The sequence below is a fragment of the Chryseobacterium polytrichastri genome (assembly GCF_900142445.1).
GTDB classification, from domain to species: domain Bacteria; phylum Bacteroidota; class Bacteroidia; order Flavobacteriales; family Weeksellaceae; genus Chryseobacterium; species Chryseobacterium polytrichastri.
This window is the reverse complement of record NZ_FRAV01000014.1, coordinates 26,873-50,806: the sequence shown is the minus strand read 5'-3', so window position 1 is coordinate 50,806 and position 23,934 is coordinate 26,873. Positions and strand designations below refer to the sequence as shown.

General features: G+C 32.0%; 16 protein-coding genes and 1 pseudogene. 9 read left to right on the top strand and 8 right to left on the bottom strand.

Translation table 11 applies throughout. The features are described 5' to 3' along the window. The first annotated feature begins 222 nt into the window (after window positions 1-222). A complete protein-coding gene (locus BUB80_RS10360; protein ID WP_083547137.1) occupies window positions 223-4,668 on the top strand; it encodes a S8 family peptidase in 4,446 nt (1,481 codons plus the stop codon). Window positions 4,669-5,086: 418 nt separating this feature from the next. Here the strand turns inward: BUB80_RS10360 and BUB80_RS10355 are convergent, their stop codons facing one another. Continuing rightward, the gene (locus BUB80_RS10355) at window positions 5,087-5,851 is read right to left on the bottom strand and encodes a hypothetical protein (RefSeq protein WP_073292855.1); all 765 of its coding nucleotides are present in this window, start codon (window positions 5,849-5,851) and stop codon (window positions 5,087-5,089) included. Between the two features lie 209 nt (window positions 5,852-6,060). Next, a complete protein-coding gene (locus BUB80_RS10350) occupies window positions 6,061-6,795 on the bottom strand; it encodes an HNH endonuclease (protein WP_175549597.1) in 735 nt (244 codons plus the stop codon). A 639-nt stretch (window positions 6,796-7,434) separates the two neighbouring features. On the opposite strand from BUB80_RS10350, the gene BUB80_RS10345 reads away from it, so the two are divergent. The 6 genes and pseudogenes from BUB80_RS10345 (at window position 7,435) to BUB80_RS10325 (ending at window position 13,222) form a co-directional block, all read left to right on the top strand. Next, entirely contained in the window at window positions 7,435-8,862 is a 1,428-nt protein-coding gene (locus BUB80_RS10345; RefSeq protein WP_073292853.1) for a membrane dipeptidase, read from the top strand. Window positions 8,863-8,911: 49 nt separating this feature from the next. After that, the gene (locus tag BUB80_RS10340) at window positions 8,912-10,228 is read left to right on the top strand and encodes an SGNH/GDSL hydrolase family protein (protein ID WP_073292852.1); all 1,317 of its coding nucleotides are present in this window, start codon (window positions 8,912-8,914) and stop codon (window positions 10,226-10,228) included. A 274-nt stretch (window positions 10,229-10,502) separates the two neighbouring features. Continuing rightward, window positions 10,503-10,847: pseudogene (locus BUB80_RS23820) on the top strand (thrombospondin type 3 repeat-containing protein); the annotation flags it as partial. Between the two features lie 602 nt (window positions 10,848-11,449). Further along, window positions 11,450-11,869, top strand: coding sequence for a hypothetical protein (locus BUB80_RS10330; RefSeq protein WP_073292851.1), 420 nt, complete (start codon window positions 11,450-11,452; stop codon window positions 11,867-11,869). A 513-nt stretch (window positions 11,870-12,382) separates the two neighbouring features. Further along, the gene (locus tag BUB80_RS23620) at window positions 12,383-12,541 is read left to right on the top strand and encodes a hypothetical protein (RefSeq protein WP_175549596.1); all 159 of its coding nucleotides are present in this window, start codon (window positions 12,383-12,385) and stop codon (window positions 12,539-12,541) included. A gap of 63 nt (window positions 12,542-12,604) precedes the next feature. After that, window positions 12,605-13,222 carry a hypothetical protein gene (locus BUB80_RS10325; RefSeq protein ID WP_073292850.1) on the top strand — a complete coding sequence of 206 codons (618 nt, stop codon included), beginning with the start codon at window positions 12,605-12,607 and terminating at the stop codon, window positions 13,220-13,222. A gap of 382 nt (window positions 13,223-13,604) precedes the next feature. On the opposite strand, the gene BUB80_RS10320 is transcribed toward BUB80_RS10325, so the two are convergent. From BUB80_RS10320 to BUB80_RS10300, 5 genes are all read right to left on the bottom strand, one after another. Beyond that, window positions 13,605-14,216: a recombinase family protein gene (locus BUB80_RS10320; protein WP_073292849.1), complete on the bottom strand. Its 612-nt coding sequence runs from the start codon at window positions 14,214-14,216 to the stop codon at window positions 13,605-13,607. Window positions 14,217-14,470: 254 nt separating this feature from the next. Beyond that, a complete protein-coding gene (locus BUB80_RS10315; RefSeq protein ID WP_073292848.1) occupies window positions 14,471-15,085 on the bottom strand; it encodes a response regulator transcription factor in 615 nt (204 codons plus the stop codon). A gap of 10 nt (window positions 15,086-15,095) precedes the next feature. After that, a complete protein-coding gene (locus BUB80_RS10310) occupies window positions 15,096-18,068 on the bottom strand; it encodes a sensor histidine kinase (protein WP_073292847.1) in 2,973 nt (990 codons plus the stop codon). 180 nt (window positions 18,069-18,248) lie between these two features. Then, window positions 18,249-19,832: a flotillin family protein gene (locus tag BUB80_RS10305; protein ID WP_073292846.1), complete on the bottom strand. Its 1,584-nt coding sequence runs from the start codon at window positions 19,830-19,832 to the stop codon at window positions 18,249-18,251. A gap of 28 nt (window positions 19,833-19,860) precedes the next feature. Then, window positions 19,861-20,427, bottom strand: coding sequence for an NfeD family protein (locus BUB80_RS10300; RefSeq protein ID WP_073292845.1), 567 nt, complete (start codon window positions 20,425-20,427; stop codon window positions 19,861-19,863). Window positions 20,428-21,043: 616 nt separating this feature from the next. Between BUB80_RS10300 and BUB80_RS10295 the strand changes: the two genes are divergently transcribed. Both BUB80_RS10295 and BUB80_RS10290 read left to right on the top strand, forming a co-directional pair. After that, window positions 21,044-22,663 carry a helix-turn-helix domain-containing protein gene (locus tag BUB80_RS10295; RefSeq protein WP_073292844.1) on the top strand — a complete coding sequence of 540 codons (1,620 nt, stop codon included), beginning with the start codon at window positions 21,044-21,046 and terminating at the stop codon, window positions 22,661-22,663. A gap of 131 nt (window positions 22,664-22,794) precedes the next feature. Then, a complete protein-coding gene (locus BUB80_RS10290; protein ID WP_139262644.1) occupies window positions 22,795-23,520 on the top strand; it encodes a hypothetical protein in 726 nt (241 codons plus the stop codon). Between the two features lie 148 nt (window positions 23,521-23,668). On the opposite strand, the gene BUB80_RS10285 is transcribed toward BUB80_RS10290, so the two are convergent. Continuing rightward, window positions 23,669-23,917, bottom strand: a complete 249-nt coding sequence (locus BUB80_RS10285) for a NifU family protein (RefSeq protein WP_073292842.1) — start codon at window positions 23,915-23,917, stop codon at window positions 23,669-23,671. Window positions 23,918-23,934: the final 17 nt, after the last annotated feature.

Below are 23,934 nucleotides of genomic sequence, written 5' to 3'. Positions count from 1 at the left end.
GCACGTTAAGGATAAAATTTCACTGTTTTTCACAAAGGTAATTGAAGAATAAAATAAAACAGTTGTATATATTTTTTTTAGTATTTTTATTCAGAAGGCTTAGAAAATGGTATCTCTTTTATAAAAAATTTTCAAGAAAGATAATTTTCAAAAAAGACTATTTTGATCAATCTAAACAACTGAATGTAAAGTACTTTATCACAAAAAACAAAAATAAAACATATGATGAGACCTCGAAATTTTAAAAACCTATTTTGCTTATTTCTTTTATTTTTTTTCTTGACTTTAGATGCTCAGGTAAAAAATACTAACTATCAAATAGGTATTACTACAGGAGCGTTTACGCCAGAGATTTCCTCCAAAAAAGAATTGGAAATAGTAAATGCAGATACTTTTGACAATAGATATTATAAAATACTACAATTTTATAGTATTCCTACCGAAACAATTAGAAAACAGTGGGAAAAACAAGGATTGAAGCTTATGGATTACTTACCAGGTAATGCCTATTTTGCTGCAATTGATACTACTTTTGATTTAAAGCAAATTGAATCAAGTATTAGATCAGTGATTAATGTAGATAATAGGTTTAAATTGGAAGAATCTGTTTTTTCTAAAGGAATTCCAACACATGCTATTAAAGAAGCCAGCGCCGAACTTATTATCAGCTATTATCAAGGGATTGATGGTAAAGATATTTCTTTGAAATTAAAAGAAAAAGGAATAAAGGTTATCTCTTTAAATGAATCTGTAAATCAAATCAATATAAGTATTAAACCCAATCGATTGAATGAACTTGTAGCTCTACCATTTGTACAATTTATCAATGCTGTAACCACTGATCCGGTTTTGGAGGGAGAAGATTACCGAAATACCACGGCTAGATCCAATTATTTAAATACAGGATATAATGGGCTCAATTATAATGGATCTGGGGTAACCTTAGCTGTAGGAGAAGGAGGTACTTTAATTGATGAAGTAGACGCTAAAGGCAGAATAGTGCTTGAGGAAAACAGTGGAGAACCTACACATCATAAAACCATTGTATTCAGATCAATGGCTGGTGCTGGGAATTGGGATGCTTCTAACCGTAACCAGGCTTGGGGAGCGAATATTGTAAGTACTGGTAGTAATGAAAATTATGGAAGCTTATTTAATTCTCATCAAGTCTTATATACTAATCATTCTTTTGGCTGGAGTGTTAGCGGAGGCTATAATTCACGTGCTCGTAATCATGATTTATTACTGGCAAATTATCCTCAACACTTAGTTTTGTACTCGGCAGGAAATAGCGGAACATCAACCGGATATGCTCCTTATAATATAAATAGCTGGGCCAATATTACCGGACCATCTAAGATGAACAAAAATATGGTGACTGTAGGTTCACTATTGGTTAATGATGCTAAAAGTACAGGCAGTAGTAATGGACCTATGTATGATGGACGTATTGCTCCTCAAATAGTTGTAGAAGGTAGCGAAGGGACATCACTAGCCGCCCCTAAAGCTACAGGTATTTTTGGGATGCTTGCTCAGGTATACAAAGATCAGCATTCAGCTGCTGTTCCAGCTTCCTCTTTACTTAGAGCTATTGTTTTTAATACGGCTGATGATATTGAAAATCAAGGACCAGATTTTAAAACGGGCTTTGGGCGTATTAATGCACGCAGGGCATATGATGCAATGACCAATAACCAATACCTATCTTCTAGCATTTCGAATCAACAGACTAATCAGCATGTTATCGTTGTTCCACCTAATACAACCCAAGTGAAGGCAATGATTGTATGGCCGGATGTTGCTGCTGCAATTAACGCAAACCCTGCTATTGTAAATGATTTAAATATTGTTTTAAAAGATCCTAATAATAATTCTTACAATCCCTGGGTACTAGATGCAAGCCTGCCGTCAAGTGATGGTAAGCTTAATGCTGTTGCAGTACGAGGTGTAGATCATATCAATACTATGGAACAGGTTACTGTAGACAATCCCGCCTCTGGAAATTGGACTCTAGAAGTTTCGGGATTTAATGTTCCATCTGGCCCCCAGTCCTATTTTATTGCCTATGAGTTTTTGAAAAATGAGGTAAAATTGATGTACCCTTTACAAGGGGATCGTATGAATAGTAAAGAGCAATATCAATTGAAATGGGATAGTGCTGGAAACGCTGAGACTTTCACCTTAGAATACCAATTAGATAATAGTGCTTGGGTTACGATTGCTACAGGATATGATGCATCGAGTCGCAATTATACATGGACAGCACCACTTGTAAGTGGGGTTCATACCATTAAATTTAGGATAAAAAAAGGAAATTTAATTTCTAAAAGCGGCACCAATTATATTGGACAATTAGTTGAAAATTTGAAAATTACTAAAGCTTGCAACGATGTGGTGACGCTTAAATGGAGTCCGCTTAATGATGTTACTTCTTATAAGATATACCGTTTAGGAGCAAAATACATGGAGGAAGTTACTTCTAATATTACTTTTAATGGAAGCTCTGCCGTGTTAACCGGACAAAGTACAACTGCTAAAGAATATTATACTGTTAGTCCTCTTACTGGAACCCTGGAAGGGCAAAAGAGCTTAACTATTACGAAAGAAATTGGTGATTTTAATTGTATTGGAATCAACTGGACAGGGAACGTTTCTACAGATTGGTTTGATGCGGGTAATTGGGATTTGGGTAGTGTACCGACAGAGAATAATTCTGTTGTTATTCCTGCATCTCCTACTAATCAACCCCTTATTGCTAATGCTGGAGCTGTTTGTCTTAATATAACGATTGATATAGGAGCAAGCCTTAGTATGGATAATAACTCGGCTTTTACATTATCTGTTGGAGGAGATTGGATCAATAATGGACAATTTAATAGCGGTATAGGAATTGTAGATTTTGCAAATACCAATTTTTATCAGGAAATATCAGGAAATTCAAAAACCGATTTTTACATCTTAAAGCTTACAAAAGGAAGTGTAGACAAAGTTTTAGAAGCGACTTCTCTGATTGAGCTTAAGGCCGCTAGCAATCCGCTCAATATTACCAGCGGAACATTTAAGTTATCAAGTGCATCTACGATTAAGCCTTTTACGTCGGCTGCAGGAGCTAATTTATCCGGTTTAAAAGGGCTTTGGAATAATGGAGGGATTATTAATTATGATAACATTAACTGGTTCTTAAATGCAGGTCTGCTTAGAATATCTGCAGGTATTATAAATATGGGAACCAACGCAAATGCTAATATTACCTATCTCAATAATGGAAGGCTAATCATAGAAAATGGAACATTAAATATGACGGGAAGGTTTTTACCTAATAGCCCAACCTCTTCCGGAATATACTCACAAAGCGGAGGAACATTAAATTTAAAAGCACAAGGGTCTGCTGCTTTTGACCTGAATACAAATACTTCTTTTACAATGAGCGGAGGCCTTATTACAATCGCAAAAAGATCTTCCCATTCTAATTATGATATGAAAATATCCTCTAATACAAGAAATGTATCAGGAGGAACAGTTCAAATAGGAGACGATACTACTCCGGTTAACCAAATTATTAGGATTAGCAGCTTGGCTCCAATATATAATTTGGTTGTTAACAGCAATAATAATCCAACAGCACAAATTGTTGATGATAACTTTACGGTTAATAATGTATATATTAATGGGGGAAGTCTTGACGCTAATGGATTCAATATGAATGTTGGTGGGAATTGGACAAACAACGCAAATTTTATTGCTGGCGGAGGAGCGGTTACGTTTGATGGAGTTTCAGCTCAAAACCTAGCAGGTAATGCTACCAGTGTTTTTAATAATTTAATTCTTAAAAACAATAATGGAATCAATTTAAGTGGAACTGTAAATGCAACTATCAATGGTGAACTCACCCTAGCATCTGGAGTTATCACCACTGGAAACAATACAATTATAATAGGAGCAAATGGTAGTATTTCTCGCACATCAGGACACATTTTTGGTAAACTTCAAAAGACCATACCTATTGGTTCACATGTAAAGGCTAATTTTGAAATAGGAGACGCTGTAATTACAAATTATGCCCCTGTAAATTTGGCATTCAACTCTGTTGTAACATCTGGTTCATTAACCGTAAATACAGTTGATGTGGATCATCCTTCCATTTCAAATTCAAATTTGAATACGGGTAAGTCAGTAAATAGATATTGGACATTAAATAATCTTGGAATTGTTTTTACAAATTATGATGCTACTTTTAGTTTCTTATCAAGTGATTTGGATCCTTCTACTAATTGGAATAATTTGATATGTGGTAAATTTAATGCTCCAGTTTGGAGCTATCCTACCATAGGAAATAAAACAGCCAGTAGTTTACAAATAGTAAATGCCAATTCTTTTAGTGATTTTCAACTTTCTGAAAACTCCAGTTTTTTAAATACTGATAATTTAAACAAAGAAAATAGAGATGTAACTATTTATCCAAATCCTGTTTTAGATAAATTATACCTTTCAACATCAAAGACTATAGAAAAAATAGAAATTTATAGTATATCTGGCGGCTTGGTTAAGACCTTTGATAAACCACAGAAAAGTATAGATGTAAAAGAATTATTAGAAGGAGTTTATTTGTTGAAAATTTACATTGGAAATAGAAAAGAAATTCTAATAAAAAAAGTAATAAAACAATAGTTTACTATTTAATAAACTTTCTTTAACTTTTATAATAATCAAGAGACTGTCTCAAAAGTTAGGCAGTCTCTTTTATGATTATCAAAAAGGAAAGTTTTGAGTTTTCATAATATTTACAAATTAATCAATTTGCCAGAATGGGATGGTCAATTTTTCAGGATTATACAGTTTAACGCAGGAATTCTTGCTGAACTTGCAACTATTTATATACCCTTCATTTTATGCTTACCATTTCCCATACTCTTAGATTCTAACAATAGTTTTGTAAAATCAAAATTATTATAGGCTATAATGAACTTTACAATCTCTATCGTTTTGTGAGATTTTTATTTTATCAGAATACTAAGTTCCATCCCAATCAGTCTGCGAAGTACCTAATCTAGCCTAGTGCAAATTTGCTATTAAGCTGCTATTCTTTTCATTCTATGCGCTTTATAACATTATCAAGGTTATCAACCACGAGATTAAAAACTATTTTGTTGTTAGGAAACAGACCCTGTAATTCAGTCCTTAACTGAACTAAAGGTTGTAATGCCTCAGCATTGCTAGTTACCGATTTGTCGCAAGAGATTGATATTTCAAAATCATCATTTACTTTTTTTGTATATACATATTTTGTAACAGCTTCGTCAAAGAATGTTGTCCTTGTAAGGCCGTCAGCAATTTTATTTACTTCGGATTCTGAAATATTATTTTTGTCAAATGCAATTTCGTGCTTCATTATACCATATTTTTTTATGTCAACATCAGCATTTGTTGTAGAATCTGCCAATAACGCAAAACCAAAAATTGGTATTATAGTAATTGAGAGTCCAATAATACCTACTGTAATTGTCCGCCACCAACTATGTAATTGCCCACCTGAACTTATATGTTTCGAAATGTTTTGCCCTTGAAAATGTTGAACCAGATAATAAGCAATTCCAGTATAAATTAATGGAATGATTTGATTAGGGATTTTAACATTGTCTGGGATCAGAAAAACACCACCAAATACAACAATTGTGGCAAAAATTGCATAAATCCATGTCTTTTTTACTTTGGTAGGATCATTAAATGCTTTGAAATTTTCAGCAATTAAATAACCAGCAGCTAATGGTCCCCCAAGAAATGTCCCGACCCAAATTGCTTTGTCTTTGTAAATTTTTTGAGTTGATGTTTGAATGTCTAATATTTGCTCCATTGTTGTTTGTGAAGATTTGATACAATATTTAAATTTATAAGAATGCAGTAAATAGCATTACATTTATATGGACTGATTAATTCAATCGTTTTTTGAGATTATTAGTATATAGAAAATCGACGTATTTTAATTATGCACTAGTTGAACTGAGGAACAAGTGCTGAACTTTACAGTTTCGCTCCACTATTGCAAACCTTTGTTATGTAAAGTTATTGATTTAATTGATTTTCAATTTTTTGTATTTTTGCTTTTAATATTTCATTAAATTCTATACCATCAAGCCCATGTGTCACTCTAGCATGACAGTTTGGACAGGTTGCAATCACATTTAATGGTGAATCACTCCCACCTTTTTTTAATTCAATTATATGATGTACTTCAAGATAGGGTTGTCCATTTCTTTTTAGAAAAGGTGCTTCACTTTCGCAGCCTTCGCACTTACCCCTAGCTCTAGATAGAGCATAAGTTTTAATCAAATCCGACCGTTTAATATTAGAAGTTAGACTTTCTGCTGTTTTTTCTGGAATTTCAATAGCATTTTTGTAAGCTCTTTCTCTAAAGTCCTCAAACTTTATCAAATTCGGTTCTTCTTTAAATTCTTTTTCAATGTAAGCGTAAGTTCTATCGCTAGCTGTATTCAACTTAATTGCTTGAATGATTTTTTTGGGAACAAAATCGTCGATTTTAATAATACTTCTATCGGTTGCGACAAGGTAAGGATTTCCAAAAGGTTGTCCATTTTTGGTCTTTTGAGATACTTTCACATCCGCTCTAAATCTTGTGCCAATTGGATTGTCCTCCCTTAAATGTCTTGGAAACTCAACTCTAATATCTTTATCGAAATATTCCAAAGGTCTAACACGAGGTCTTGTGGAACTTTGCCCTTTAATAGTTTCCAACAAAACTCCTTCAAATCTATCTCCAATTAAAAGTTTAGTTTCCATATTTAGTTCATTAATTATACATAACATTTTGCTTTACGCATTGAATCAATCCAAACTATATGATATTTGCAAAGCCATTTATACTACTAATATAAAATTTTATTTTGATGAATGATTATTAGTTTATATCGAACTTTTTTCTTTTGAATTAATTGTTGGATTTATAAACTTTTTATGATTCTATTGAATTACTCTCACTTAAATTACAAATTCATGTTGATTCTATTATTGATAGTATTCAAAGTTAAATTATCTTAATATTAACAATATTACCCTACTTTTAAGATGTTTTCAATAAATTAATATGCTTTTTAATTATTACATATTAATTATTTTTTTTAAATTTATATCACGAAAAAACGAATAACTATGAAAATTTATATCCATAAGTACTTTACAGTTACTTAGCATTCTGCTGTATTATTATATAGAACTTTTTACCAAAATATTGAAATCTCCCATTTTGATTATAAATCAAGTGCGGTGAAGGGCAACCAATCGAAATAAAGATGTCGATTGGATATTTTGATTGTAGTAAGTGTTAATGCCATCGTTCTTGGATATCCTAATTAGGAATTCGTCCTGAAGTATTATTGAATATGTTATTTCTGATGATTTATTAATATAAAAACTGTAATTATGAGACGTTTTGCCGACATTCATTGTCACCCATCATTCAAATCGTATGGAAAAAGTTTCCCGGATAAAATTAATGATATTAACCCTCGTTCCAAAAAATCAATCTGGTGTTATGATCCACAAAATATTTTAGAAAAGCTAATTAATTTAATTGGTGGTATTGTAAAGTACAGGCAAAGTAATCTCTCGGCGATGGGTTTTGGGAACACAGGAGTCGTTTTTGCATCCTTATATCCTATTGAGAGAGGTTTTTTTGATAATAAATTAGATTCAGAATTAATAAAGGATTTGATGTTAAACTTTGTTACTTCTTTAGGTAAAGAAAGAATCGATTACATTCAATCAATAACTGATTATTTTCCTGATTTAGAAGGTGAATATGATTTTATAAAACAGCTGGATAACAAAATCATTAAACTTGCAGACAACGCACAATACCGTTATTCTATAGCCAAAGATTCTACTGATTTAGATTTGATACTGAATCAGGATACCTCAGACAATTTAAAGGCAAATTCAATTGCGGTAATCATGACGATTGAGGGTGCCCATGTTTTTGGCACAGGCATCAATCCTCAAAATAAACCTGCAGACCATCAATATGTGTTAGGAAATGTTGACAAAGTTAAAAACTGGCAACATCGTCCGTTTTTTATCACATTTGCTCACCATTTTTATAATGAATTATGCGGACATGCTCAAAGTCTCACAGGAATAGTGAAAAAGGTAGCTGATCAAAGTTATGGAATGAACCAAGGGTTTACAAAACTGAGATTGGAGGTTTTAGACAAATTGTTAGATGATTCTGATAACAACAGAATTTTAATTGATATCAAACACATGAGCCGTAAATCACGTTTGGAATATTTCAACTTATTGGATACAAAATACAAAAATGAGAAGATTCCTATTATCATTAGTCATGGTGCTGTGATAGGCAGCGAAAAAAATAAGCATTTGTTTCTGCAGGATGATATCAACTTTTATGATGATGAAATACTGAAAGTTGCAGAAACTGATGGACTGTTTGGAATTCAACTCGATGAAAGACGAATTGTTGCAGCCGGAGATTATGAACTGAAAAAATCTCACGGTCTCAGTAGAAGAAAAGTGTTATTTCATTCGTCATTTTTAATTTGGCGACAAATTCAGCATATCGCAGAACTATTAGATTCTAATGGCTATTTCGCATGGGGCATTCAGACTATTGGAAGCGACTATGACGGAATGATTGATCCTCTGAATGGTTTTTGGACCGCAGAAGATTATCCGGTGCTTTCAGATTATCTATTGAAGCATGCTTTCAATTATATGCAGGATAGCAGTAGTCAAATTATGCAATCAATCAATAAGATAGATCCGGAAGAGATCGTAGACAGAATAATGGGCGATAATGCCTATCAATTTCTGAAAAAATATTATAAGTAATAAAATCTCATTAAAAAACTAATTCACCATTAATTTTAAAAAATACATTATGGAATCAACAGAAATACTTCAGGCAATTTTGTTAAACAAAGTAAAAAACTTTAAATGGAACTACTATTTGTTTGATTTTAGTGACAAGCCTAAAATTGAAGCCGACTTAAAAATAATTAAAGAAAATGATGATTTTGTAGTGGAAATCATGAGTAAAATTTCTAAAGAAAACGGAACTTATGTTTATAGCGGTGCTGCTTTAAATCCTAATGACGTATTTTCGTTTTTTGTGGCTTTTCTAGATCAAAATCCTAATTTATTAGAATCGGTTATGAAAAGAATTTTTGACCTTAACGAAATTCTTAATAATTCAGATTCAGATGAGGGCACTCTAGGTAAATTCAACAGAGAAGATACCGAAAGAAGAAATAGAATGTTTGACGAAAAGATAAGCGACGGATTTTCAAAAACAAAAGACGATTTTATTATTCTGGCTGAGGGAGATTCTTGGTTCTTATGGCCAAAATTGAGCTTTCTGTTTATTAAAAAAGATCCTGTGAAAGATATCATCGACTGGCTGAGCGAGAATGATCATTACGCAATATATAATCTGGCTGCAGGTGGCGACTGGCTGAGTAATATGTTTTATAAGGGCGGATATATTGAAGAACTTCCGAGATTATCACCCGATGTATTTTTAGTAAGTGGTGGTGGAAATGATCTGGTAGGTGATGGCAGACTTGGGAATATGGTGATTTCTCCTTTTTTGGAAAAAAAAAGAGACTTAAATGATAAATACTATAAAAATATTACTGAAAAAAGGAAAAACGACTTGAATTTTGATAGTGAAAAATTTAATCTTGGGGCACAGTTTGTTTCCGATGAGTTTATACAGTTTTTGAATATAGCTATGCTTCAGTATTTTAGTATGTTTTTTAACATTAATAAGAAACCCGCTTATCGTAATATGTTGATGATAACCCAAGGTTATGATTTTGCCATTCCTTCAAAAGAACGAAATGGGGCGTTTATTTCTTTACAGCGAACAATCAATTCAATACAGAATACCGGCAATTGGCTGTTTGCTCCTCTTAACCTTAAAGGAATTACAAATCCTGAAGAACAGCGCGCCATTATATATTTTATGATTTATGAATTCAATGAAATGCTGATTCCTTTAGCCAAATACTTTGATAATGTTTTTCATATAGACTGTCGAGGAACTGCTGACTCAAAAGACGATTGGTTTGATGAGTTACACTTGGAGTCTCATGCATTTAAAAAAGTGGCGAAGAAATACGAAGAATGCATTAAAGATAATGCAAGAAAGATAGGTAGCGCAACCAATAAAATATACAGAGTTGCAGATAATTAATTTACTCTGAGATGTGGCGAAACACTCAACGTAGATTTCGCTACATTTTTAGATTCTCAAGCTTATAGTATCAAATATATTTTTTCTTGTAATGCGGTTTTTAAGGATAAATTTATTCTTATAAAGTAAAAATACTTAGTATCTAAAAGCATACACAAAAAATGATATAAATCTAATCCACAGAACTAATAATCTTAACATGAAAAACTTTTACTTATTAATATTTACCTGCTTTATATTATTGATAGGTTGTGGGGTAAAGGAAATATTCGTCAGAGATAATGATAGAGATGGCATTTCTAATTCTGATGATCTTTGCCCAGAAGAAAACGGGTTGCCAGAATTCCGAGGTTGCCCAGACAAAGATGGAGATGGCATCCCCGATAAAGATGATAAATGTCCCGAAAGCCCAGGTCCCGCTGAAAATAATGGTTGCCCTTGGCCGGATACTGATGACGACGGCATAATTGATATAGATGATGCTTGTCCAGAAATTTTTGGTCCTGTTGAAAACAATGGATGCCCTTGGCCGGATACAGACGGTGACAATGTACTTGATAAAGACGATGCATGCCCTACCGTTCCAGGTTCTCCCGACTATAATGGCTGTCCGAAACCCAACGCCAACGTAGGAAATCCAGCTGAAGAGTATAATTTAAGGAAATTTCCCGAAAGCCCTCCAAATCCTTCAGGTTTTGAGGTATTAGCAACAAATATCTTTCAGAATGATAGGACATTTGAGGATGTAAATAAAAGACTTTTAAGAGCCTTACGAAACCAAAATTGCAATCGTACGAGTTATTACGATACTAATAATGGTTTTGTTTTAGTAACACAGCTAGAACAGATAAATGATGATGGAAAATATGTGTCGTGCTCAGCAGATATAATAAAAAATAAAAATTTCTCATTATCAGAATATTTTAAAGCACTATTAGCGCCAGAGATTGGTTACTATAGATTTTTTGTATTTATTATAAAAAATACTCCATTAAACTTCTCAGATACCGAGATTAATCTACCACTCACAGAAAAATTAATTAGGGAGGGAAGCACTTATCTACCAGAACAAATAGGGGACAAGCCTTTTACTTCCAATCATAAGGTTACTGTCTTAATTTACCAATTAAAAAAACCTGAACATTCTGAAGCTAAACTTTTAAAGCAGACCGTTCCAGCAGACCATTTAAAAATTTCCGGTATTAAAAAAAATCTTACACCATGAAAATATCATTTGAAAACGCAAAAAGAAAATTGTCTCAACCTTGGTTTTTTGCTGCAGCAATATTATTTATCATCATGTTTCTTCAAACTATTGGAGGAAAATTTGAAGATAAAACTGTTGAAGCTTGGGGCTGGCTTACCCAAAATTTACTCCCAACTCTATCACTCATCATTGCTGTATTTGTTACAGACTCGAGTGTTGAAAGTAAAGACAGAGAAATAGAGAAATTTTATTTTAATTTGGCTTTCGGAATTTCAATTTTTTATCTTCTAATAGTGCTTGGGGTTCTACTATCTGGGCCGTTTTCTTCCAAAGGTTTGATTGAATGGCTTCAATCTTCCAGTATCTATTTAGGGCCTTTTCAAGGATTAGTAGTCGCAACAATTGGCATTTTTTTTATTAAAAAGAGCAATTAGCTTAAGTAATTAATGACTTGAAATTTCCTTAAACATCAGAAAGAAACAGCAAAATTAATTTCTTTTTAATGGCATTGAATCATTTGTAAATAGTTTTTGTTACAATACAAACTTTGGAGAATATATTTTTTTAAACTAATGCTTTAACATTGTTGGATTGTAATCACAGAAGTATTTGAAATAAAAAGAGGCTGTCTAAAAAGGTAAACTAATGCTCTGAGAATACCCTATATACAAACAGGATTCCGAGGAAGGGAGCACTTTTGAGACAGCCTCTTAATTTAGATTATCATTCGAAACCATATTCTAGCAGATAACTATTTTTCAGTACATTATTTTATCTCTCATGAAAATTTTGAGGATAATTTTCAAAAACGTAGTCTAATAAATCTCGATATAGTTTAGAGTATTCTATTTTTTCAAAGTCCTTTTGTTGAAGACTTGATCTTGCATGTTTTTTATACCATGTCTTAAAATTATAAATAAAAATAACTTATAATAAACTGAATAATCATGACACTTTCACTTTTAGAAATTCAATGGGAGCAAACACAATCTGTAGCAGCATATGTCGCAGGAGTAGTATCAATAATTAGCTTAATTTGGACAAGTATTCAACAAAGAAAAATAGAAAATATAAGAAGTGATTTAGCTGAAAAAAAAGTCAAATAATGATGCTAGAAGAAATTATGAATATGAAGCAAAAAACGTTTATATCATGAATATGAACCTTTATTGTTTCAATTAATTGAAGCTTCGGATAACACACTTCATAGAATTCAGAGTCTAGCAAGGACATCTAGAAACGGTGATTTAGAAGAAGAAGGTTGGTTATCTGAATTTAACTATTATACAAAATCCACGATATATCAACTGTTGGTTCCAATTGCTATCTATCAAATCATGCAAAGAAAATTAACTCTTGTTGATGTAAGTATTGATAAGTCGATTGATCTTCACTATAAATTAGCTAAGCAAATATATATTTCTTACACTGATGATTTTGAGTTTGCAGAAATTACCTCTGAAAATTATTTTCCCAATGATAAGAATTGGAAAGTATTACTTAAAAATGATTCCAAAACTTATTGGAGACAAGGAGCACCCATGGGACTTTTAGATAAAGCCATTCAGTTTTTAATAATAAAGGAATATGAAAGTGAAAGAATTATTAGTTTTGAAGAGTTTGAAAAGAAAGTGGATACCGATTTAAGTAAAAGTGAACTTTCTGATATAAATTTAATTACTGATATTTTCCTTCTATTTCATCCTACAAACAGACCCCATCCTTTGGCGAATATTAATTACGCAAGCTTTAATATTTCGATGTATATTAGAGCTAAAGAAGTTTGATTCAAGTACAATTGATGAAAAAACTGTTCACTGTCTACTTTTTAACTTTACTCCTGAATTTATAAAAAAATTCAAATGGGATGATAGTACAATTGTGGATGATAAATTAAATGTTCCTTTTGAGATTGCAAAAAAAGATTTAGAAAAAAGATTTTCTAATTAAATAGCAATGGCGTAAATCTTAAATATTTTTGAAATATTAATATTTAAAATAAGAATGAGCGAAGCTAAATGTTCTCATTCTTGTTTAGATAAATGATGACCTAGATGTACTAAATTAGTATCCAGTTAAAGTTAAGCATAAAACCAATGGTGTAGTAGATAAAAAATACCATTACAGTAATAATTGTGTTTTCTGTAATGGTATTTTAATGAAAGTATATTATTTGTTAGTTCCCATTTTTTTAATTTCTTCGTCCGTATGATTGTCAAGAATTTTAGCGTATCTGTAAAATGTTGCCCTCGTCAATCCAAATGGTTTATAAATATCTTCAGGACGTTTAGTAACATCTTTATATATAGAACGTAGTAATAACAGTTTGGATATTGTTTCCGCAGTGTAACCTTTTGGCCTTCCTCCGGTTCTTCCTCTTGCCCTCGCAGATTGCAAACCGGCATTTGTTCTTTCTCTTATCAACTCCCTTTCATATTCAGCCAGAGAAGCCATAAGGTTTAAAAATAGACGACCATTGATTGTTGAAGTATCTACGCCATCTACAAGACCTTTTATTATAATTCCTTTGTCACTCAAACTTAAGACAAGATCAATGATGTTTTTTAAACTTCTTCCCAATCGATCCAATCGCCAAACATAAAGTTCATCACCTTCCCTAAACTGCTCGATCATTTTATCCAGCTCAGGACGATTTTTTGTTGTACCGGAAATTTTCTCCTGGTAAATTTTTTCGCAGCCTGCTTTTTCAAGAGCTTCAATTTGTAAATCTAAATCTAAATTTTGATCTTTGGTCGAAACCCTTGCATATCCTATTTTCATATTTTGTTACATTAAACTCATGCAATGTAAATTTATGAAACTTTGTTTTATGATATGAGATTTTGAGAAAATAAAAATAAAAAATATAGTGATTAGAGTCTGATCAGCTTAAAATCTCAAAATACTACGATTTTATAAGTATTATGATGAAAAGATTCATCAAAAATTCAGTTCTTTAAAGATTGCCCAATAAGTATATTTATATCTCTATTTGATACTATAAAAAACCAGTGAAGTAACTCACTGGTTGATTATTAATGCATTTCATCATAAATCCGTACAAGATCTACGACATTTTTTACTTTTAGTTTCTCGAAAATTTTCTTTTTGTAGGTGCTTATGGTAGACATCTTCAAATCCAGAATATTGGATATTTCAATATTTCCATTTCCTTCTGCCAACAGCTTAAATATCTGAAATTCCCTTTTAGAAAGGTTTTCTACGGTATTACTGTCTTTAGTATGTGACAATAGCCTACTCATCATTTTTGAAGGATAATAATAGCCCTCTTCAAATATTGAAACTACTGCTTTTAAGATCTCATGTTCTGATGCCCCTTTGTTGAGGTATCCCTCCGCTCCTTCTTCAATATACTGAATGCCTACATTTTCATCATAAATAGAAAACATCATGATCCTCAGACTTTTCTGATTCTTTTTAAGTTCCTTCACCATGGCTTTAAAAATGCTGTCGGGCATGTCTATATCCAGGATTACCAGATCATATTGTTTCTTTGAGATTTTATCCCTGGTTTCAGCATAATTTTCCGCAAAATCTATCATGCAAGGATATTGAAGTTTTGATTCCAACAGCAGTGCTGTACCCGCTCTCACGACATAGTGGTCATCTGCAATGAGTATATTTTTCATAGTATTAGTTTTAAATGGTTACTTCCACCAGAGTCCCTTTTGGGTCATTCTTTTGGAAAGTAATTCCGCCTCCGATTTTTCTTACGAAATGCAATACAACATGTAGGCCGAGACCGTATTTTTTCAAAGAAATTTCTTCATTATAGAGGTTTTCGACGATATTTCTGTAATAATCTATCTGTTCCTGAGAAATCCCGCGTCCAGAATCTGAAATTTTGATGATCACTGATTCATTTTCATATTCTGCATCAATAATTATCTTACCGTTTTGGGTGTTCTTTACTGCGTTATCAAGCAGATTGTGGACAATCACAGAAACAGCATTTTTGTTGACATTTATTTTTATACTGTGGTCAGCAATATTATATACTTTGGTATTATTTAGAAGAGCCATTTCGCGGAAAAGCTTTACTTTACTTTCAAACAATTCAAAAATATCATAGTATTCATCTTCAGATTTTATTTCATCTCTGTACAGATTAGAATATTCTCTTAATCCCAAGGTAAATTTATAAAGCTCTGCAGAAGACTTATAAATGCTGTCAAAATATTTTCTCTGTAAATCTATATCATCCGTTTCATACAGATTCTTGGATAAATTTGAAAGGTACTTTATCGGAGTCGCAATATCGTGGCTTATAGTTTCTATTATTTTCTTCTGATATTCGGTTTCGTTTTTAAGAATTTCTTTTGTTTTTTCAAGATTAATAGATGCTTCTTTCAGCTTATCATCTTTTGCGAATACAATTTTCTTTAATACATTGTTTTTCGATTTCAAAAGGCTTGTTCTTACATTGATGATCCATAAAATCAACAAAACAAATAAAATAATGATTGAAGCTCTAAATAAAAATGTTTGGTAAAACTTAGGTTCAATAATAAAACTGATTGTTTTATGAAAAAAATTACCATTCGGAGAAATCAATACTCTTACCTTAAGAGCATATTCACCGGGCTGTAGATCATTTATCACAAACTTACTGTTCTCTACCCTATTCCAGTCATTGCTATTATTACTGAGGTTGGTTTCTATATAAATGTTCTCACGATTGGCATAGTACGGGAAATCTATTAATATTTCTCCATTTTTAAACTCATTAGATATTTTGAGAGTATCTTTAAAAGGAATATCAATACCATTTACTTTGGCTCTTTCTACATATATTGTTTTGGGATCAGGGTAATAGGTTTTTACATTTTCCGGTTTAAAAAAAACCATTCCTTCAAGAGATGGAAATACAAAATATCCATTTTTTAGGATATTTCCGCAGGGTACACAGCTTCCGTTGAATTCATTGGTAATAAATCCGTCTTTCTTCGTGTAGCGATAATAATACACCTTATTTTTTTTGTTTTCGGCATACTGAATAAGCTGATTTTCCATTACTTTTATCACTCCATTATTGGTAGAAATCCACATTCCACCATTTTTATCTTCAAGAATACAATGGGCCGACAGCATAAATTTATTAGGATCTATAGGCATCCCGATCAACTGATTTCCTTTAAGTAAAAATAATCCTTTAGACATCGTTGTTATCCAGATACGGCCATCCGATGTTTTGGTCATCGTTTTAATTGGAATATTCTGGCTGCCCTTGATAATTTGTATTTTATCGTTTTCAAGAGAAATCATGAAAAGACCATTCTTATTTCCTACCAACAAATGGGTTTTATCATAATGAATAATATTGCTCAGGTTATTTTTAAACCTGAATAGCTTCTTGATCTTCTTAAAGTTTTCATCCTTAAAAATGGCAAGATAACTGTTGTTTTTATCTGCCATGCTCAACATATAAAGATCCTGACTTTTATAAACATCTTTTACCTCATATTTAAAATGGAAAGTTTCTGATGTTTTGTAGCCTGTATTTTTATATCTCCTGACTAATTTTCCATCATTATCAAATAAAATATTCCCTGCACTATCATAGATCATACTAGACCTTTTGTCTTTGTACCCTTCTTGAAAGTTATAATTCTGTGCCTCGGATTTCTGATTAAGAACATTTCCTTTTTCTGTAATTACTGTATTATTGTCAAAAGCAAGAGAAGCATAATAAATATTACTATCAAAGGCATCATTTTTCCTGGAAACCAGAAAACTATTGAGCTTTAAAACATTCAAACCTCTGCTGTAACTTCCCAAATATAAAGTGTTGTATTCTTTATCATAATACATTGAACAGAAAGAATAATGACCAAAATTCTTATAAGAAATAAGTTCTGAGGCTTTAAGCTGACCATTGTGATAATCGCTTTTATAGATTTTATCTTTATTAACAACAAACACCTGTTTATTAAGCATATTCCAATAGAATTTGCTTTCAGGGTCTGTATATAAAGGATGCGATTTTAAAGACTGTAAAATCCCTTTATTAAAAACTAAAACTTTTTTCTCTGAAGAATTAACAAGAAAAAGCACATCATCATGAACGAACATTTTCTTGAGATATTCAAGATCAAAATGTAAAGATATGCTGGTTACCTGCTTTGAACTATTTTCGTAAATAATAACATCTTTATGAAAATAATACGTTCCAGAAGACAATCTAATGAAATAGTTTTCATCCTTATTGAGCCTATGTTTTGAAAACAAATAGAAATTAGTATACTTTTTTCCTTTTCTATAGGTTGTGCTTTGGGTCTTTAGCGCATCATTTACTGTAAATTTTCTTTTGTTGATAAGCGTAGAATTATCATCCAGACTGTTGTAATTTAAGATGCTATCCTGCTGAATATTCCCAACGAAAATCCCAAAATAATAGTTCGTTAAATCGCGATTTTTAGCAATAACAAACTGATTGCCATCATACTTCACAATGCCATTATCTGTAGAAAGCCATATAAAGCCATATTTATCTTTTACAATATCCTTTATACTATTCTGTGGAAGTTCATTATCCGTATCAAACCATATCGAAGAATATTGTGCATCAGAATATGAAAATAAAAAGAATATTAGAAGTAAAGAAAACCTCATATAGTGGTGTAAGTAACTTTTTTACAAAAATAAGACTATTACGACTCATAGAAACATAGAATTATTTCTACTCTCCTGTCATACTATTTCTAGTAAGTTACTACATCTAAATCCAGTAAGAGTTATAAAAAAAAGACAGGCTTATAAAAACCTGTCTTGTAAATATCATTGTATTTTAATTTATGCTCTTGGGAGATCTCCTGTCGGAGTATCATTTCCCGTGGTCATATCATCAAAATTCTTCTTCTCTTTTTTCTCAATTGTTGTAATGATTTCTTTCTTCACTTCTTCAGGCTTTCCTTTAAGATACTCTGGTAAATTTAATCCTGCCATATTAAAAAGATCATTCAGAGGCGGTACAGATTTCATCATTCCTGAAACGAAATTTGAGGTAGAAGTTCCACCATCCTGTCCGTTTCCGCTATCCCAAACTGTAATTTTATCGATCTTAATATTTTTAACCGCTTCCACCTGAGTTTTAACCAATTCTGGAAGTTTTTCAATTAACAATAACTGGAAGGCACTGTTGGTATCACCACCAGCTGCCTGTATTATTTTATCGTAACCTTCAGCCTGCTTGGTCAGGATCTCGTAAAGACCCTTCGCTTCCGCTTCCATTTTAGCAAAAATAGCGTCTGCCTCTCCTTTTGCCTGAACTCTTATTTTCTCTGCTTCTGCCTGTGCATCAATAATTGCTTTTTGTTTTGCAATTTCAGCATGAACAACAATATTCGCCTGTTGTGTAGAACGTTCTCTTTCAGCTCTGGCTGTTTCCGCCTTCTGTTCAGCAAGATAAGATTCTTCCAATGATCTCGCTGCCTGCACTTTTTCTGCTGCTGTTGCAATTCTCAACGCTTCAGCTTCTTTTTCTCTTCTTTCAGCATCAGAGTTGGCAATCGTAATTTTAGCTTCATTCTCCCCTTTTACAGCGATTGAATTGGCTAATGAAGTTGCAATACGCGCTTCTTTCGCTGCTTCTGCTTTACCAATAGCCTCATCTTTACCTGCAGCTGCAATACTTACTTCTCTATCTTTTTGAGTAATCGCAATTTTAACATCTCTGTCTCTTTGTGTCTCAGCAATCTGAGTATCTTTTTCTCTGTCTGCAATTGCTTTTCCAGTTTCCCCAATTTTTGTTTGCTCAGCAACACTAATAATTGCTTCGTTGATTGCTTTTGCTGCCGCTTCTTTACCTAAAGCTTCAATATATCCGGATTCATCTCTGATATCCGTAACGTTTACGTTGATTAATTTTAAACCAATTTTCTTTAGCTCTGTATCAACATTTTTAGAAATATTATCTAAGAATTTATCTCTGTCTGAGTTGATCTCTTCAATCGTCATCGTTGCAATGACCAAACGAAGCTGCCCGAAAAGAATATCTTTAGAAAGCTCCTGAATTTGCTCCTGCGCCAATCCTAATAATCTTTCTGCTGCATTTCCCATAGAATCTGTTTCTGTAGAGATCGCAATGGTAAATCTACAAGGTACATCCACACGGATATTTTGTCTGGATAAAGCATTCGTAAGATTCGCTTCAATAGAAATTGGTTTTAAATCTAAATAAGCGTAATCCTGAATCACAGGCCATACAAAGGCACCACCACCGTGAATACATTTTGCAGAGCTTCCTCCTGTTTTACCATAAATTACTAAAATTTTATCCGAAGGACATCTTTTATACCGTGAAATAAGGGCTAAAAATGTAACGAATAGTACAAATACAATTACTACGATTAGAATAAGTGTTCCGGGTACTGCCATAAATGAAGAATATATAGGTTATTATAATTTAAATTTTTGCGACAACAAGGGTTTGGTCATAAATATAAATCACTCTTACAGAATGATTGGTCGGAATATTTTCTTCGGATTCCGTCATGGCCTGAAGCTCATGGCTAGTTCCGTTAGAAGAAATCAAAATCTTCCCTTTTCCACTCATAGTCGCTGGAATGGTAAGATAAACTTCCCCTACTTTTCCGATCAGGCTATCCATTTTAAAAGTATTGTCTTCCGTTAATTTTAATATTTGAATAATTAAAAAGAAAAATAAAACTACAAAACCAACTCCTATGAGTATTGAGATAATGATTAAAAGAGTTTTACTTCCTATAGAATCGTAAAACGCAACACCACCCCAACCGAAGCCCAACAGAAAATTGATGAGGTTTCTTAAAGAAAATAACTGAAAAGGGGTATCATGACTCACATCACCACTAATATCGGTACTAAAATCACCTCCATGACCACTCCCAATAAAAGTTAAAATAGTTTGAAGTAAAAAAAATAAACTAGCACCTAAGGCAATATACCAAAACCCCTGATGAAGAGAATCTAAATTTTGAAGAAATTCAAACATAAATTGTGTGTTTTCTCAAATATACTCAAAAAATATGAGATTTCCGAATGAAAACACTAAAAAACCCTTTAAACCAATATATGTTTATATTCATTGCTTCTCTATTATTTTATCATGCTCATAATTGAAAAATTAGCATCACTTTTTTTATTTGAAACTAACATTTTTCCCTACTGGTTTATTTATCTAAAGCTATACAAATTCAACTATATTATATTTCGTTTTTTGTTATACGATACAATAATTTATCAATAAGCGCATAATGGTAATATATAAAAACAATTGAAAATTTATTCACCAGTAGGAAGTTAATTTCTTTTGTTTCCTTTAATCCCATTACTTAAAATGGCAATAGATAATTACTTACCAACAACTTAACCTATTTAATGATATTAATTCATATAGGTTAAATTGATCTACTCTTTTTTTAACCTCAGAATATATAGAGAGACAAAAACAAATATGTTATTCTTTCTTAATATACAGACTTACTAAGTAACTCTCTAAAAACATATTTTTGCACCGTAAATTTTACTCACAAATCCCCACTATAACTAGATTATAAAAATAAATACATTTCTTATCACTGAAAATTAACTACAAAATAAACAACTCAATGAATAATTTTCTCATCTTTATATTTATTATTCTCACAAACTTTTTTTATTCTCAGGATCTTAATTCTTATAACTCTATTTATAATAAAACTTATACAGAAACCTCTGAGACAGATATGAAAAAAGCACTTCAAGTGGCTGATTCACTATATACTATTTCAGAAACACCTATTTTGAAAATTAGAAGTCTAATGCTTACCGCAGCTTTATATCAACACTCCGGAGACTTGAAAAATGCTATTGAATTTGCTTTAAAAGCCGAAAAAATTATTTCTAAAACAGATAATAATATCGGAAAAGCTAGAGTATATGGCTTTCTTGCCACTCAATACCGAATTTTAGGACTTTACGACGATTCTAAAATGTATCACCAAATAGCATATGAAGTGTCTGAAAAAATTGAAGATCAAAAGTTTGCCAATGAAATGAAAGGTCTTCTCATGCAGGAAATGGCTTATTATGAAGAGCATCAGAAAAATTATAATCAGTCTATTTCCTATATAAATAAAGCTCAATCATATTTTAATGCAATACAACAAAGTCCTGAAATTTCATCCACAAGATCAGGAAATAACGAACAATTGCTTGGCCTTAATTATTATAAACTTAAAAAGACTAATAAAGCAAAATTACATTACGAGAATGCATTGAAATTATTACATACAGTACCTACCAACTTTATTACCTGCCTTACATATAATGGTTTAGCTATGATATATATGGATTGGAATAATCTTTCCGAAGCAAAAAAATACATAAATCTCATGGAAGAGTTTTCAAAAAAATCAAAAGATCTTGAGCTAAAAAATGTGATGTACAGCACCTCTCAAAGATATTATGAATTTACCCAGAATATGAATAAAGTGAGTGATCTAGCACGAAAAAGAGATTCAATAAAAGACAATCTGGCGGACAAATCTAACGATATCATTAATGCTACTTATTCAAATCTAAAGAAAGAAAACATTATTATAAAAGAAAAAAGTAGTACCAATAAATTTCTCATCTTTTTGTGTAGCTCATTATTAATTGGTAGCTGCATCTATTTTATATTTTACAGAAGAAAGCAAAAAAGAATTATTGAACGTTTTAAGCAAATTCTAAAAAAATCGGATGAGAGAAAACGAGGCGTAATTAGCTACACAAATACAGCCTCATCACTTATTTCTAAAATTGAAAATACTCAACCAGCACAAACGTTACCTGAAAAAATTATTGATACTAAAATTTCTGATCACAAAGCAGTAATCATGACATCGGAGACAGAAGAGAAAATACTGTCTAAACTGAAAGAGTTTGAAGAGTCAACACTTTTTAATCTTAAAAATTTATCACTTCCTTATCTGGCAACCTATTGTAATACCAATAACCGATATCTTTCCTATGTTATCAATACTCATAAAGAGAAAGATTTTTATAATTATATCAACGAATTGAAAATTACCTATATTATTGATAAGCTTCAAAATAATCCTGAGTACAGAAAATTTAAAATTGCTTCCTTAGCTGAAGAATGTGGCTTTTCGTCCCCCAATAAATTCACTCTTGTCTTTAAAAAAGAAACAGAAATATTACCCTCAGCATTCATCAAACTTTTAAATCAAAAAGATAGATCATAGAATATTCTTTTTTATAAATTAAAGAATTACCAATAGTAGTATAATGGTAGATTAAACATTTCATTTAGATGGTTTTGATAAGTAGTTTTGGCCATGAAAAATTCTTGACAATAACTTATAAAATTAACATCATGACCAAAATTGTTTCCTCTTTATTATTCTTGGCAGCAGCTGCAACATCAAACGCTCAAGTGGGAATTAACACAGGAAATCCCCGAACAACATTCCATGTAGACGGAGGTAAAGATAATGCCTCAACAGGAGCTCCTTCTTCTACACAGGAAATTAATGATTTTACAGTAAATTCTTTAGGAAACGTAGGAGTTGGAACTATTTCACCTTCTGTGAAGTTGGATATAAAATCTGCAACCCCTGGTGCTGTTAAAATTGTGGATGGAACTCAGGGTGAAGGAAAAGTTTTAACATCAGACGAATTCGGCTTAGCTTCATGGAGTTTTACTCCCATTAAATATGCTTCTACATCATCTTACAGTCCTATAGTAATGACTAATAAAGCCAATATCTGGGTTAACAGCGGTATGTCCCTTACTGTTCCAGAAACAGGTTTGTATTATTTAAATTTCAATGCCCGAGCATTTATGGGAACCTATACTGATGGGCAGTACTGGAAATGCCAGTTAAGAGTTAACGAATCCGCAGTGATAGGTACTGTTTTTGGTATACATGCTTCAAGTGGGGGAAATAACGCTGACTCAACGAGTAGTTTTTCCAATGTAGTATCGTTAAATAAAAATGATACCCTAAGTTTATGGTATTTTGGGCAATCTAATAATTATTCTGCAGTAGGAAACGTTGATGGTGGATCGAGTATAACTATTTTCAGATTAGGTTCATAATATAGCTTCATCGAAAATTTTCATTAATCATTTTTAAGATTCTAAAGACACAACACAATCCCTCAAATCAATTACAACTTTTCTTTGGAAATCAAAAAAAAGACAGGCTTAAAAAACCTGTCTTTAAAAATATTTAATTTTTATTCTTTTACTCTACGTTAATTACTTTTTCAATTTCCGGAGCATGTTGTTTAATGGTAGTTTCAACACCTAATTTTAGGGTAGAAAAATTCAGAGAACATCCGGAACAATTTCCTAAAAGTTTTACATAAACAGAGTTGTCTTTCACATCAATAAGCTCAATATCTCCGCCGTCTTTATTCAAAAACGGACGAATACTATCTAAAGCCTCCATTACTCTTGTTACAGTATCTTCGTGTGTAATATTTGTTTCCATATTTTTTTCTTCGGTTC